At 67.2% G+C, this 14,438-nt stretch carries 11 protein-coding genes and 3 pseudogenes; 5 read left to right on the forward strand and 9 right to left on the reverse strand.

The features are described 5' to 3' along the window. Positions 1-407: 407 nt before the first annotated feature. On the forward strand, positions 408-1,715 hold the full coding sequence (locus ACVGV0_RS09495; protein ID WP_459159499.1) for a hypothetical protein: 1,308 nt from the start codon (positions 408-410) through the stop codon (positions 1,713-1,715). A gap of 89 nt (positions 1,716-1,804) precedes the next feature. Here the strand turns inward: ACVGV0_RS09495 and ACVGV0_RS09500 are convergent, their stop codons facing one another. Next, a complete protein-coding gene (locus ACVGV0_RS09500; RefSeq protein WP_459159969.1) occupies positions 1,805-2,440 on the reverse strand; it encodes a patatin-like phospholipase family protein in 636 nt (211 codons plus the stop codon). Positions 2,441-2,505: 65 nt separating this feature from the next. After that, positions 2,506-2,787 (reverse strand): annotated as a pseudogene (locus ACVGV0_RS09505) (patatin-like phospholipase family protein); the annotation flags it as partial. A 163-nt stretch (positions 2,788-2,950) separates the two neighbouring features. Here ACVGV0_RS09505 and ACVGV0_RS09510 point away from each other — a divergent pair. The 3 genes from ACVGV0_RS09510 (at position 2,951) to ACVGV0_RS09520 (ending at position 5,648) form a co-directional block, all read left to right on the forward strand. Next, positions 2,951-3,319, forward strand: coding sequence for a plasmid stabilization protein (locus ACVGV0_RS09510; protein ID WP_459159500.1), 369 nt, complete (start codon positions 2,951-2,953; stop codon positions 3,317-3,319). A gap of 76 nt (positions 3,320-3,395) precedes the next feature. Next, the gene (locus ACVGV0_RS09515; protein WP_459159501.1) at positions 3,396-5,111 is read left to right on the forward strand and encodes an FAD-dependent oxidoreductase; all 1,716 of its coding nucleotides are present in this window, start codon (positions 3,396-3,398) and stop codon (positions 5,109-5,111) included. Between the two features lie 60 nt (positions 5,112-5,171). Then, positions 5,172-5,648: a glutamate-cysteine ligase family protein gene (locus ACVGV0_RS09520; protein WP_459159502.1), complete on the forward strand. Its 477-nt coding sequence runs from the start codon at positions 5,172-5,174 to the stop codon at positions 5,646-5,648. 1,211 nt (positions 5,649-6,859) lie between these two features. On the opposite strand, the gene ku is transcribed toward ACVGV0_RS09520, so the two are convergent. The 6 genes and pseudogenes from ku to ACVGV0_RS09550 all read right to left on the reverse strand — a co-directional run bounded on the left by ku (position 6,860) and on the right by ACVGV0_RS09550 (position 11,700). After that, the gene (gene ku / locus ACVGV0_RS09525; RefSeq protein WP_459159503.1) at positions 6,860-7,846 is read right to left on the reverse strand and encodes a non-homologous end joining protein Ku; all 987 of its coding nucleotides are present in this window, start codon (positions 7,844-7,846) and stop codon (positions 6,860-6,862) included. Between the two features lie 352 nt (positions 7,847-8,198). Beyond that, positions 8,199-8,538, reverse strand: a pseudogene (locus ACVGV0_RS09530) (IS481 family transposase); the annotation flags it as partial. A 385-nt stretch (positions 8,539-8,923) separates the two neighbouring features. After that, positions 8,924-9,723, reverse strand: a protein-coding gene (locus tag ACVGV0_RS09535; RefSeq protein ID WP_459156287.1) for an IS5 family transposase whose coding sequence is annotated in 2 segments (ribosomal slippage) — positions 8,924-9,378 and positions 9,378-9,723 — 801 coding nt in all. Because the reading frame shifts where the segments join, the coding sequence is not laid out codon by codon here. Positions 9,724-9,767: 44 nt separating this feature from the next. Then, positions 9,768-10,457: an ANTAR domain-containing protein gene (locus ACVGV0_RS09540; RefSeq protein WP_459159970.1), complete on the reverse strand. Its 690-nt coding sequence runs from the start codon at positions 10,455-10,457 to the stop codon at positions 9,768-9,770. Beyond that, a complete protein-coding gene (locus ACVGV0_RS09545; RefSeq protein ID WP_459160131.1) occupies positions 10,399-10,698 on the reverse strand; it encodes a hypothetical protein in 300 nt (99 codons plus the stop codon). Before ACVGV0_RS09545 ends, ACVGV0_RS09540 begins: the two co-directional genes overlap by 59 nt. Before the next feature lie 261 nt (positions 10,699-10,959). Continuing rightward, positions 10,960-11,700, reverse strand: coding sequence for an OBAP family protein (locus tag ACVGV0_RS09550; protein ID WP_459159504.1), 741 nt, complete (start codon positions 11,698-11,700; stop codon positions 10,960-10,962). 243 nt (positions 11,701-11,943) lie between these two features. On the opposite strand from ACVGV0_RS09550, the pseudogene ACVGV0_RS09555 reads away from it, so the two are divergent. Further along, positions 11,944-12,240, forward strand: a pseudogene (locus ACVGV0_RS09555) (STAS domain-containing protein); the annotation flags it as partial. Positions 12,241-12,323: 83 nt separating this feature from the next. On the opposite strand, the gene ACVGV0_RS09560 reads toward ACVGV0_RS09555, so the two are convergent. Further along, positions 12,324-14,438, reverse strand: coding sequence for a sensor domain-containing protein (locus ACVGV0_RS09560; protein ID WP_459159505.1), 2,115 nt, complete (start codon positions 14,436-14,438; stop codon positions 12,324-12,326).

Here is a 14,438-nt window from a genome sequence, read left to right on the forward strand (position 1 = left end):
GATGTCTGGGTGGTCGTGCAGCGCGGCTCGGGCTCAACCAGCGCTTGCAGTCCGCGGCTGCCCAGGAACAAACGGTGATAAACCTTCGGGCAACGGCGTGAGGGCGAAGGTCCTGTCCCCCCGGGGGCGGCGCACAGTGCTACTGATGTCCACTGGGACGCGGCCGCGTCCAGAACTCTCCGGCTGCGCACCCCTCAGCTGCGCACCGCCACTGCGCTCCTTGGGTCTCGTGTTCGCCTAGGTGGTCTCCCTGGGTACACCGTAGTGCGCGTGGGTAGGCCTCGAGTGCGGCGAGAGATGGGCTCATCTGCTCGATGGCATCAACATTCGCGAAGAGCCAGCGGCGGCGCGGATCCAGCGGAGACGGTGGGCCAGGCTCTGGGACTCGAGAAACCCGAAGGGGCGCAGTGAGCACCGACAACACCGAGTACACCGCCGAAAACGCGGACAGGAGCGGCCGAAGCGCAGAATTTTCCGACAGCGAGGAGGAAACCGTCGGCAACGCCGACAGCTCGGCTGGCGAGGATATGGCGGCAGAAGAGGACGCGGAGGCGGAAGAGGATGCAGAGGCCGAAGGCACGGCGGACGGGGAGACCGAGGTCGCCGCGCAGGAAGGTGAAGGCCCCCGTGTTTTGGGGATCGTGGCCGACCCCGACATGCCTACCCAGATCAGCTCACGCCTGGCGAAGGAGCTGACGAACTGGCTGAATGACAACGCCGGGGGCGAGTGGACGATCGAGGTGGTCTCCGACCCGGTGACCACGGGAGAAGACGAGCGGGAACACCTGTTCGACTCTTTGGAGCAATACCAGCCCCAACGCGGTTGGCAATACACGCTCTGCATCACCGACCTGCCATTGCTGCTGCAGCAGCGCCCGCTGATCGCCGACGTGAGCCCCTCCCGCCAGGTCGGCGTGGTGTCGCTGCCCGCCCTCGGAGGACTGCAGCCGCATCGACGGATGCGGCAGGTGCTGTTGCAGCTGCTTGAAGAACTGCTCAACGACGGGCAACAACAGACGAGCGGTACGAGTCAGCACCGGCTGTCCAGCTGGCTGACGGACTGGCTGGCTCCCGTACACCGCACGCACCTCCCCGAGGGCGCCGGGGTGCGCTACACGACCACTCGGCACAACGGCTGGTTCCGCCTGTTGTCCGGCATGGTGCGCACCAACCGGCCCTGGCGGTTGATCTTCGGCCTGTCGAGTGCGTTGGCCGCGGCTCTGGCCATGAGCGTCTTCGGACTGACCTCGAGCACGATCTGGCAGATTGCCGACACGATCCACCCATATCGACAGGTGCTCGTCGCGTTCCTGTCCGTGGCCCTGCTGGTGTTCTGGCTCATCGCCGCCCACGGGTTGTTGGAACGCACCCGGAACCGCAAGCAGGGGTTTCGACGCCTGGCCCGGCTCTACAACAGTTCCACCGTGTTGACCCTGACCCTCGGCGTCGGCTGCCTCTACATCGGACTACTGCTGATCAACACTGCCGTGGCCGCGTTCCTCGTGCCCTCCGCCGTACTGACCAGCACCCTGCAGGCACCGGTGACACCGGATACCTACTTCAATCTCGCCTGGGGCTTCACCACCATGGGTACGATCGCCGGGGCACTGGGCTCCAGTCTTGAAACCGACAGCGCCGTCCGGCAAGCCGCCTACGGCTACCGCGAACAGCAACGCCGCGTCCAGCACGGCAGCGACTCCGACCGCAGTGTCTGATCAACGAATGTTCCGGAGCGGATGAGGAGGGCTAGGCTGGTCACCACCGTGCTCACCTCCTTGCCACCGCTGCTGTGAGCTGGCACCGGTCACGTGTCCCGCAGCGCGTGGACCGCGGTTTCCTGAGCCGTGTCTAGCACGCGGAGGCTGCGTGCGGGATCCATCGGGTTCCAACCCATCGCGGTGAGGTCCTGCGCGCAGGGCCGCAGAACGGTGACTTGCGTCCCGCAGCGGCGCAACGTGTTCACTTCCCGCTGCAGCACCTGGTTGAACACGGCACGCACGCCGCGTTCCAGCCACGTCAGCATCGATCGCGGCGTATCGAATGAGCGCGCCGCCATCGGGGCCAGCACGTAAACCTCGTCCAGATCACAGTGCACCAACAAGTCCGCGCCGGTCACCGAGGCCACCGAACCGTCGACGTAGCGGTGCTCGCCGATGGGCACCGGCGGGAAGCAGCCGGGAACCGCGCAGGAGGCGGCTACGGCGTCCAGGACGTCCACGCCGTCCGTTCCGGAGAACAGGGTGCGTTCACCCGTGTCGTAATCGGTCGCGAGCACATGGTTGCCGGCCGGCCAGGCACCGTCGGGCAGCACCTCGCCGAGGAACGCGCGAACGGGGTAAAACGGCGAAGTCCCGCAAGGGCACAGCGCTGCCAGCATCCGCAGCGGCGACGACTGCCGGGGGTGGCGAAGGCTGTGCTTGAGCAGCTGCGGCGAGCCCACCAGCCGCGACAGCGCAGGTAATCGCGGAGGAAACATCGCCTCGTGGTCGAGGGGGCTCGCGACAGCGGATCCGCAACCGGCTGGGCACGTTGGAAGGCCACCAACTCCGCCACCGAGAGTCCGGTCCCGAGCAGTGGGGCCAGGATGGAACCGACGGATGTGCCGACGATGGCGTCGGCCTCGTGCGGGTGCCAGCCGCTGCGCTCGCACAACACGTTCAACACACCCAGTGACCAGCAGCCACCCAGCACACCGCCCCCTCCGAGCACGAGACCGCGGCGCGGGCGGTCGGGCGCTCTCGCCGCCCGGGTGCAATCAGGTGCTCTTCCCTGCCCCGCGACACTCATGGCCGAGGGTGCCCCATCGGGTCTGAGCGCTATGCACCTTCGTACCTCCACACCATCGACTGCCTCGGGCAGCGCGCACGAGCCGTGAGTGGTGACGTTTCATCTCCGCACCAGGTGGGAAATCGACAATAAAAGAGTGGATGTTTAGCACAGGAGGTACGTCATGCCGCGTCAGAGCTCCCGAAACCAGCGGCGGAACCCCCGTGAACAGGACTGGAGCCGCAAAGCCAACCGGCAGTACGAACACGTCGAAGCTTCCCAGGAGCAGCGCGGTGCCAGTCGGGGCCGGGCCGAGGAGATCGCGGCGCGCACCGTGAACAAGCAGCGTGCCCGCAGCGGACGGGCCGACCAGCAGAGCAAGAGATCCACGGAGGACATCTCCGCACCGCGCCGCGGTGGGATCCGCTCCGGCAACCGCTACGGCCCCGGCGGGCGCACCAAGGACCAGTTGTACGCCGATGCTAAGGCGCAGGGCATCAAGGGCCGCTCCAAGATGAGCAAGGCCGAACTCGAAAAACACCTCGCACGCTGAGCCCGCGGATAACCACGAGTAGAGCCGGCATCAGCCACACCACGCCCGGCGCGCCTTGCCACCTTGGGAAGGTTGAGTGCTGTCGCAGGCCGTGGTCGAAAACTCCGCGGCACACGTGCGTTCCGTTGCCAGAACGCGGTACGTGTCTGATCGGAGTGTCTGCTCAAAGCAAGCCCACGGCAGGGCGGGTGCGGACAGGGCACGCTGTGCCGGAGGCGGGGTCGTTTCCGGGTTTGTCGTGGCGGGCTTTCGGAAATCTCAGGGCCCGGGTCTCGTCCGTAGCAGGAGCACGTGCATGGGTCAGTCGTTGTGGCTGGAAGCTGAACGCTCGGGTTTCGCCGCCTACTGCGGTGACCGCACGTTCGATGTGGTGGTGCTCGGCGCCGGGATCACTGGTTTGACCACGGCGTTGCTGCTCAAACGACGGGGGATGCGGGTAGCGGTGCTGGAAGCCGACCGTGTGGCGGCCGGCGCGAGTGGTCACAACACGGCCAAGGTCACCGCGTTGCAGTCGACCGTGTACTCGACCGTGCGTGCGCATCGCGGTGCGCACGCGGCGCAGAGTTATGCGGCGGCGAACGCGGCCGGGGTGGAGCAGGTCGCGGAGTTGGCGCACAGCGAGAACATCCACTGCGATCTGCACCGGCGTCCGGCGTACACCTACGCCACCGATGCGGCTGAGCGGCAGACCGTGCAGGCCGAGGGCCGGGCCGCCCGGGCCGCGGGGTTGCCGGTCGAGCTCGACGCCGAGCCCGACCTGCCGCTGCCGGTCACTGGCGCGGTGCGTCTTGACGAGCAGATCGCGTTCCACCCGGTGCGCTACGCGCTGGGCCTGGCCGCGGCGATCCACGGCGACGGCTGCGCGGTGTTCGAGCACAGCAGTGCCGCAGAGGTCGCAGAGGGCACGCCCTGTCGGGTCCGCACCGCGGGGGGCACGCTGCGTGCCGCATGGGTCGTGGTCGCCACGCACTACCCGGTGCTGGACCGGGGGTTGTACTTCGCGCGGCTGGAACCCGAACGGTCGTATTGCATCGCCGCCCGTGTGCGCGGCACGCCGCCGCAAGGACTGGCGATCAACGCGGGGCAGCCGACGCGCTCCTTGCGTTCCTACGGGGAGCTGCTCCTCGTCTGCGGGGAGAGCCACCCGGTGGGCCAGCGGGGGGTGGACGAGCAGCGCTACCGGCAGCTGGCGGAGTTCGCCCGTGCTTACTGGGACGTTGCGGAGGTCACGCACTGCTGGTCGGCCCAGGATCCGACGAGTTACGACCACTACCCGGTGGTGGGGCCCTACACCCCGTTCTCGTCCCGGCTGCTCGTGGCTTCGGGATTCATGAAATGGGGTCTCAGCGGGGGCACAGCGGCCGGGATGGTGCTGGCCGACCTGATCACCGGACGCGAGAACCCGTGGGCGGAATCGTTCTGCCCGAACCGGTTCAGCCCGTGCTCAGCCGGCGAGCTGGCCAGGATCAACCTGAGCACCGGGATCGACTTCGTCGGTGACCGGCTCGCCCGTGCCGAGGTGCACAGCAGCGCAGAGGTGCCACGGAACGCAGCGCGGGTCGTGCGTTCGGGCAGCGAATTGACCGGCATCTACCGCGACGAAAATGATGTCGCGCACGCGGTATCCCTGCGCTGCACGCACCTCGGCTGCCTCGTGCGGTTCAACGGTGCTGAACGCAGCTGGGACTGCCCGTGCCACGGCTCGCGCTTCGACATCGACGGCCGCGTGCTGGAGGGGCCGGCGCAACAACCGTTGCCGGTCAAGTCACCGCCCGGCGAGGAGTCCCAGTAAGTCGAGTTGTCGATCCCGCTATCACCGCCGGGTGCACGGTCGGGGTGGAAGAGAGTTCCTGTGCATCGACAGCACCTCCGCACGCACAGTGGCCCGCGCTCCCGCCGTGCTGGCCGCAGCCGCGACTCCGCTCCGGCTCCGGACGCCGCGGTAGATCCGGAGTTGCTGACAACGCAGGTCGCAGGGGTGACCAGTCGATGCACCAGCATGCGCGCACTGCGCGAACAGCTCGTGGGCGGTCGGCGGCGCCTCGGGGTCGCCGCTGCCGCGCACCACGTGCGGCTGATCTCCTGCGCCACCCCGGTGCTGGCTGCCGAAGCTCCCGCGGGCTCCGCGGGAGAACGTTTCCGCTGCATCGCTGACAAATGCACCGGAGTGGTCGCGGATTACCAGGCCTGCGGCTGCCACGCGCACGTCGGCGTCCCCGGCCGGGAGACCGCCGTGGCCAACCACCTGCGGCCCTGGTTGCCGACGTTGCTCGCGCTGTCGGGCAACTCCCCGCTGCACCACGGTCAGGAGACCGGCCACGTGAGTTGACGCATGGTGCAACAGTCCTGGTTCCGACCTGCCACCGCGGTGCGCCTCCGCCGCGGATCACGGCAAGCAGATCACCCAACTCGTCGACGAGGAGATCTCCTTCTGGCTGCTGCGCCCTCGTCGCGATGGCCCACGGTCGATTTTCGGGTGGCCTATGTGGGGCCCACCGTGATCGAAGCCTGGCTGCAGGCGGCGCTGTCTCGGGCCCTGGTGCGCACGGTGCTCGCCGACCTCGCCCGGGCCGGGGAAGCACCAGACCTCAACGCAGAGCTCGCGAGAGCGGCGGTGTGCTCGGCGGCGCGAAACGGCCTGCACGGCTCGGGAGTGCATCCCGCGCAGGAGCGGCACGTGCCCGCGCTGCACCTGCTGCGAGCACTCCTTAGGCGCGAGCAACCGCGGCGTGTGCTTACATAAGCGGTCCAGCATCATCCGGCCACGCGCGCCCGCCTCCCAGGATCGAGACGCTCCTCGGGTCGGCGGTGACGCTTCGGAGAGCACGTACGGGGTTGGCCGTCACCACGCCGAACTACCGATCGCGGACCCCATCCACTGCATCACCACGCTGCACCCGTACTGGCAGCCCACGCACAAGCTTGTTGAAACGAGTCGCCGTTACTGCACAACGGAAGACTTCCACGACAGCGACGTGCGCAGCGCCGGCCTGGGTCGCAGCAATGGCGAGCGCGCCGGCCCCGTGCTCACATCAAGCACTCGCGCTCCATGCCGCATGCCGCTGTCGTTGAGCACCTCCACGAGCAACTGAGTATCCGCTTGCGGCCGGTACACCCCCGGCGGCCTCAGCAACCACGCCGCAGGAGGTACCACGTGCGCCACGAACTGAAACGGCAAACGAGCAGCCGCCCGCGATGCCGGCAGCTCCTGCGTTCCGCAACCGTCCCCGGTTCTTCGGCGTACGCCCACCCGGGAAGCCCATACCGGTACTGACCCTGTTGTGTGCCAACGCAGGCGTGCGGGGCTTCGGACACGCACCGTGTCGGAAAGACCTGTTACTCAGTCCAGACTCACCCGCGAAGGGGGCTTTTCGCTCAGACGCACACGTCTGCAGTATGCGGCATGAGTGATGTGGCCGTGTGCGCAAGCGCGGATACGCCAGAGCACAGTGCGTCCCGAGGCCGGCCGGCTAGGTGCACAGCCCGGCTAGCAGGCTCTGCGCTGTCATCGCCGCTTGTCGTGGCAGGTGCAGGGCGGCCTCATGAGGCCTTCTTGCCGCTCGTGCGCGCGTGCGCGATGGCCTGTTCGAGTTCGGCCCGCCGCATCGTGGAGCGTTTCGGAATGCCGTGTTCACGGGCGAGCCGGCCGAGTTCCGACTTGGTGAGCTCGGCAAGGTCATCTCGGTTGCTGCGCTGATGCTGCGAGGAACGGCTGTCATGCTGGGAGTTGCGTCGTTGCGGCTCCCGGGAGCCCCGGGCCTGCTCGACGCTGCGGCGCAACGTGTCCGTGAGGTCGACGACGTTGGTCGCTTCGGGAGGTGGTGCTGCGGCCTCGGGCTTGCGCCCCTGCCGTTTGCTTTCGAGCAGTTCCTCCACACGTTCGGTGTAGGTGTCGCTGAACTTCTCGGGTTGCCAGGAGCCGGACATGGAATCGATGACCTCGGTGGCCATGCGCCGCTCGTCTTGGCGGAGTTGCTCGGGTTGTGACCAGTCGCGGCTGGCCTGGGACGGGGGGCGAATCTCGTCGGCGTAGAAGAGCGTGTCCAGTGCCAGCATGCCGGCATCGGCGCGAATGGCGCTCAGGTATTGTCGACCGCGCAGCACGAAACTGGCTAGGCCGACCTTGTTCCGCTCCGCCAGCGCTTGGCGTAACAAGGCGTACGGGCGCGCGTGTTCATCGCTGGTAGGGGCGAGCCAATACGTCTTGTGGAAGTAGATCGGGTCGATCTCGTCGAGGTCGACGAACGTGGTGATGTCGAGGGTGCGGGAGCGCCCGGGTGCGATCTCGTCCAGTTCCTCAGGCGTGACGGTGATTAGCTGGCCCCGCACCTCGCGACCTTTGACGATGTCGTCATAGTTCACCTGCTTGCCGGTGCGTTCATTCACCCGCATATAGCGGACACGGTCTGAGGTGCCGCTTTGGTATTGGTGGAACTGAATCGTGTGGTTCTGCGTCGCGCTGTAGGCAGCGACCGGGATGGTCACCAGACCGAAGTTGAGCGAACCTGTCCAGATCTTGCTCGCCATCGTACCCTCCACGACCACGGGTTACGCTGCAGCGCCGGTCGAGCCCGCTGGAGACCGTCTGGCCAGGAAAGCGAGCCCAACAGCAGCGGGCAATCCGGCTCGACTGTCTCAAGCGGGAGTTCCCGGACTCGGATAGCGCGAAACAGCAGTGTCGACCTCACGGACCTAGCTCACGTTCGGTGGTGACGTTCGATAGTTCAGCCGAGCAGCATGCAGTGGCGGAGAAGAGCGAATCCTGCGCGACCGTACATTTGTCATTTGATCACCTTGGTGTTCACTCTTTCCGCCATTGTGCTGCGGAGGGGAGAGGTCGGCGTTCACGGCCTGCCGACCCTGATCGAGCTTGCGGATGAAGGCGTGCATAGCGCTCGCCTTTCCCGTGGTGCCGGGGTGTGGAGGGGGTGATGCGCTGGTGCCGGGCCCGCGCAGCGGGGTGGCGAAGTCGCCGGCGCGAGAGCGGGCGCCGTGGTCGGTCACGCTCCCCTGGATGTGGGTGATGCCGTGCTGGCTTTCTCTTCCGGCAGCGCCTCGGTGTAGGCCAGCCGCGAGTAGCCATCGAGCGCGGAGTGCAGATAGACGTATCTGGCCCGGGCACAGGCTGTCTTGCGACGTTCGACGGTCTTGGCCTGGCTGTTGCCGTGGCCGCGGCCCGCCAGCCGCCGCCGTCCCCGGATGCGGCCGACTTTCTTCAGGCCCGGTTGAGGCAAGTACACGACATTGTGTCCAGCGGGGCTGGTTTCGATGTTTTTCCCGACCTCCCGGAAGCTCCTGGACAACGTGGTCCGCGCCCTTGGCGTTGAACCGGAACCTCCCACAGACGGGTCGATCTTCGCGATCCGGGAGGTGCCCTCGGACAAAGCAAGCAGTACACGCTCGTTCTTGGACCAGACCGGTCCGTGCACGGGCACTTCGGTCTTCAGAGCGACAACGCGGGGTTCGGGGAGACGGGTCTTGGGGCCGAGCAGCGCTCCGGTCGCCGAACACCCGGTGAGGACGACCAGCCCAAGGGCCACGACCGTGGCCAACCGGCAAGCCCTCGATCCGGGAAGGTGGGAGCCATGTTTCTGCTTAGAGCTCCTAACGCATTGGTTGTGGGAGTCGGCGCCAGCAGATGAGGCTGGTGGCCAGGGTGAGGAAGCCGTTGTGGATGTCGGTGCGGCGCTCCCAGCGGGTGGCCAGGCGTCGGAACTGGTGCAGTAGTGCGAGGGTTTGTTCGATCACCCAGCGCACGGGTTGGTTGTTGTCCCGGGTACCACGGCGGCTGATCAGCGGTCGGATTCCCCGCTGTCGCAACAGAATCCGGTGATGATCATAGTCGTAGCCACGGTCAGCGACCAGAACGTCGGGCTTGCGTCGCGGTCGGCCAGGTCGGCCGCGCACGGGCGGGATGGCTTCGACCAGTGGGAGGAGTTGGGTGATGTCGTTGCGGTTGCCGCCGGTGAGGATGGCCGCGAGCGGCAGCCCGCGGCCCTCGGTGATGAGGTGGTGCTTGGAGCCGGTCTTGCCGCGGTCTACCGGGCTGGGGCCGGTCGCTGACCCCCTTTTTTCGCCTGCACATGGGACGAATCCACGATCGCTCGTGACCAGTCGATCTGACCGGCTGCGTGTAGCTCGGCGAGCAGCACTTCGTGGAGTTCAGCGAAGACGCCCGCCTCGTGCCAGTCCCGTAACCGGCGCCAGCAGGTCATCCCCGAACCGAACCCCAGCTCCTGGGGAAGGTCTTCCCACCCAATGCCCGTGATGAGCACGAACAAGATGCCTTGGAGCACCTGCCGGTCCGGCAACGGCTTCGGACCGGTCTTACCGGCCGGGCGTACCGGCAGCAACGGCTCGATGCGCTCCCACAACGCGTCCGAGACGATCCATGGCGCAGTCACACCAAGATCATCTCACATCAAGATCATCAATGTGTTAGGGCCTCTTACTGAAGAGTGGCGAGGTTCCACAGGTCCACAGTCGCATGCGGAACGCGAATTCGCCGCCGATGCCAACGCAGAGCCCTCGTTGATGCGTTCCTGAGCAGCTCAAGTTCACACAACAGATTGACCAGTGCAGTTCTGCGATTGCACCAACGAGCCGAAGTGTGGCTCCTCGAAGTCCGTTGGGCATGAAATCGGCCACCGGAGCTGATGGACTTTTTCGCCTCTCGGGCTGATCGCGGTTCACGTGCTCTGCGGCGGGGCAGCCAGCCGGGTTGTTCGTGGTTGGGCACGATCCAGGAGGCGAGTTCGGTGAGTTTGATGTTGGACTTCTGCGAGACGCGCACGAGCAGGTCGAAGGCGTGGGGACTGGTGATGTCGTGTTGGATCATCAGCAACCCCTTGGCCTGGCCGATGGCGTCGCGGGAGACGAGCGCCTCGTTGAGCTGAGCCCGAGCAAGGTGACTGCCGCGTGGGTGGCGAACACCCCCGCCGATGTCTGGGTCTCGTGGTCGAACCGTCCACTGCGCCTGCCGTAGAGGTTCAGCGCGCCGAGCGTGTCCTGGGCCACGTAGAATTGGCACGTGGCCGGGCTCTCGGCGCCGAGCGCGCTGGTGCGTGCCCGAGGATGGGTCAGCGATCGTCGGTAGCCAGGTCGATGGCGACGGGGGCATCCTGCTTCCAGATCGCATCCAGACCCGGGCCCTCGCCCAGTTCCTCTTGATCGCATCGCACTGGCGCACCTTCGCTGTGCACCTGCGAAATGATCCGGCGATGGTGCAGCTGGGTGATCTCGTCGGGGGCTGCCCCGAACGTCGTGGTTACCGCGGTCTGCGCAAACGGTGGCCGGGGTGTGGTTCTCCTCCTACTCGGTCTCGAGGCTGTGGCCAGCGTGCTCATGGTGCGGGCGAGTGCGTGCCGCTGCTCGCTCATCCTCCGGACGTGCGGGCGGCCATGCGCACGTGGGGCTGAACCCGGCCGGCCGTTGCCCGGCCACTACCCGGATACCAGCCTGGGCCACCGCCAAGATGCCGAGTCTCGTTCACCGTCGCACCTCTGGGGTGCAGCTCGTTTGCTGCGGGCATCCGGCCCGGTTTCCGGGCTGCTACGAACACGGCACGAAGGGGATGCTCTGACCCGCACCGATAGCAGGTTCATCGACCTGCCCATCTGGGAGGGAAGCCTCGGGGGCGGTCACCACTGGAAAGGCATCTCCTCCAGGCGTGTTTGCACGGTTCGGCCGCTTTCCCAGAGGTTGGCGCCCGGCGCGACCGTCGGAGTCGGGATGTCGGCCCGGTTCTGCCGCGCATGCGGCGTGGAAAGGCCCAACGCGCGGTCCCGGTGGTGGATCAACGCTTCGTGGGCCTGCCCGTCCTCGGTCAAACCCATCATCAGTCGCGGGATCCCGTAGGGGAAATCCTCACGGTCGTACTGCCACGTGTGGAACGTCTTCCCGTAGGTGGTCACGAGGTCGTTGAAGTAGGCGTGCTCGGCGATCTCGGGGATGCCGGGCGCGGTCAGGATGCCGGACTTGACCTCGTAGTGGTGGCTGTGCCAGAGCTGCTTCTCCTCGTGGGGGAGGTTGCGGAAGCGTTCCTCGCTGATGATGTATTCGATCCCGATGAGTCGGGCGTCGGGGGCGTTGCGGTCGAAAATCACGCATTGGTGCAGGTCATGGCGCAGATGGGTACAGAAGTGCGTGGCCTCGACTTGCCGCCCCATCTCGTCGGCGTACATGTGGAAGCCGTTGAGGTAGGTGCTCATCGCCTCCAACGGGTACTTCGGCTGCATGATGCCGGCCGCCAGATCGAGCGCGCGGTGCATGAGGGGGTGGCCCCTGCCGACTTTGGTGGTCGCCGCCACCTTGCGGCCGACCAACGCGCTGATCGCAGCGGCCATCCCGCCGGCGGCACCGATGCCGACGGCCCCGGCCACCCTCCGGACGGAGCGAGGTGAACAGGACTTCTCGTGCGATGTCATCCCTCGAGGCCTGCCCGTGAGCGCCGGGCGCGAAACCGGTGCTCGGGAGGAGGGGAAGCCGTTGACGAGGGGCCATTCCTGCGTTGTACGCGCTTTCCGGCGCGGGGAGCCCGGTCTCCCGCACGTCATCGATCTTCCGGTAGGGACATCATCGGTGCGCGCACGCGGTGAACGAGTGGCAGTTCGCGCCCGCTGCACATGCTGGAGGCGATTGAGCAGTCAGCCGGGGGAGCGGCGAGCCTCCTGCCGAGGAGGCCGGTGATCCGCTCCGGCCTGACGTCCAGGTATCGTTCTCTGCGCGGGGGAGAAGCGGCCTGCTCTGCGATCGAGCTCTCCGCGGTCGAATTCCTCGGAGCGGCCGGGCTGCAGCTGCTCGAGCAGTTCCGTGTGAGCGCGGCCGAGCACAACATCACCCTGCCCGTCGTGGGCACCGGACACGAGCTCCTGCGCGCCCTGCACGTCGCCGACCTCGACGAAGATCTGCTGGCCAGCAGCCTGCAGGAGGCCCTACCAACCGTCAGCGGCACTGCCTCCGAGGCGGGGAAGTGCGGAGTTCCCGCTCGAGCGAACCCCCGGAACTACGGGTGCGGTGAGAGCGGCCCGCCGTTCAGCAGGGCGCGGAAATCCTCGGGCGCCAGCGGCCGGGAGAACAGGAAACCTTGGAAGATGTCCACTCCGAGTTCGTCGAGCACTCGGAACTGGGTGGCGGTTTCCACCCCCTCGGCGACGCAGGCCCGTCCCATGGCGTGGGCCATGTCCACCACGGCCCGTGCGATAGCGTAGTCGGCAGCGTTCTCCAGCCGGGAGACGAACCGGCGGTCGAGTTTGATGATCTGCGTGGGGATGTCGTTCAGGCGGGCCAGCGAGGAGTAGCCGGTGCCGAAGTCGTCCATGGCGAATCGCAACCCTCTCTCGGCGAGCTCGGCCATGACCTCCCGCGACTGCGTGGGTTGATCCACCAGGACGGTCTCCAGCACCTCCAGGACGAGGCGGTGCCAGTCGAGGCTGTTGTCGGTGACGAGGGTGCGGATCTCCTCGGTGAAGGAGGGGTCGTCGGGCAGCAGTCCGGCTAGGTTCACACCGATGGCCACGGGATTGCCGTGCGAGTGCGGCCAGCCCACGGCCTCGCGCGTTGCCGTGCGCAGCACCCAGAGGTCCAGGGCGCGCAGCAGGTCTCCCTGCTCGGCCACGGGCATGATGATGTCCGGAGCCAGCTGGCCTCGCTCGGGATGGGGCCAGCGCAGCAGTGCCTCAGCCATCACCACGGAGCCGTCCCGGGTCACCAGCGGCTGGTACTGCAGCGCCAAGCCGTCGTGGTCGATGGCCTGGCGCAGCTCCTCTTCCAAGCGCACCTGCCCGCTGAGCGTGGTGACCTGGTTCGGATCAGCCAGGGAAATGCGCCCGGATCCTCCCGATTTGGCGTTGAGCATCGCCGTGTCGGCGATGCGCAGCAGGTCGTCGGCGGCCATGCTGGCGGGGTCGAACAACGTGGCTCCGACGGAGGCCGACACGCGCACCACCTCACCACGCATCGGCAGCGTCGTGTGCAAGAGGTCCGCAGCCCACGTCGCGAAGGCGTGCAGGCCGTCGACGGCGTCGACGTCCGAGCAGACGAGCAGGAATTCGTCGCCGGAGAGCCGAGCCGCCGCACACTGCTCCGGCAGTCCCCTGCGCAGGCGCCGAGCCAGTACTACCAGCAGCTCGTCACCCGCGTCGTGGCCCAGAGAGTCGTTGACCCGCTTGAAGTTGTCGATGTCGCAGAACAGTACGGCGGGTTGCCCGGCGGGGGTCTCGCGCAACTTCCCGAGCAGCTCGTTGAGTCCCGAACGGTTGAGCAACCCCGTCAGGTCGTCGTGGGTGGCCTGCTGGTGCAGCTCCTCGGCGTGTCGGGCCTGCTTGCTGACGTCCTGGAACACGACCAGCCAGAGGCGGAGCCCGTCCTGCTGCGTCGAGAGCGTGCTGTGCACGTCGCACTCCGCCGGTTGTCCGTCCGAGCGGGCCAAGACCCGCAGCGGCATGCGCTCACGCCCCGAAAAACCCGGAGCGCCCGTGTTCGTGGGCAGGAGCTTTCCGCCCGGATCCCGGGGATGCAGCAGGTTGGTGGCGGTCGTGCCGTGGAGGTCGGGCAGCCGGCATGCCAGCAGCTCGCACATCGCCTCGTTGGCGTCCAGCACCTGCTCGGAGTCGTCGAGCACGCAGATGCCCACCGGCGCGAGGTAGAACAGGTCGGTGAACTGCCGGCGCGATCGTCGTTCCCGCTCGCGGGCTTCGGTCAGGTCCCGCGTCACTTTGATGAAACCGCTCAGCGCCCCCTCCGGGGTCCGCTGCGCCGTGATGACCACCTGGGCCCGGAAATGCTCGCCGTTCTTGCGCAGGCGCCAGCCCTCGTCGATGTAGAAGCCGATCTCTGCGGCCCGCTCCAGCTCCCAGCCCGGGTAACCGGAAGCGGCCTGCTGCTGCGGGTAGAACACCGAGAAGTGCGCGCCGATGATCTCCTCGGGGCGGTAGCCCTTAACCCGCTCGGCGCCAGCACTCCAGCTCTGCACACGCCCCCCCGCGTCCAACGAGAAGATCGCGTACTCGTCCATGCTCTCCGGCAGCAGGGACAGCTGCTGGTGGGTCTCGTTCCGCGATGGCGGGCGCCCCGTCTCATCGTCATGTGGGCGGGCCTCGTGTTCCTGCGGCCCTCTCAT

The organism is Salinifilum ghardaiensis (genome assembly GCF_054491345.1).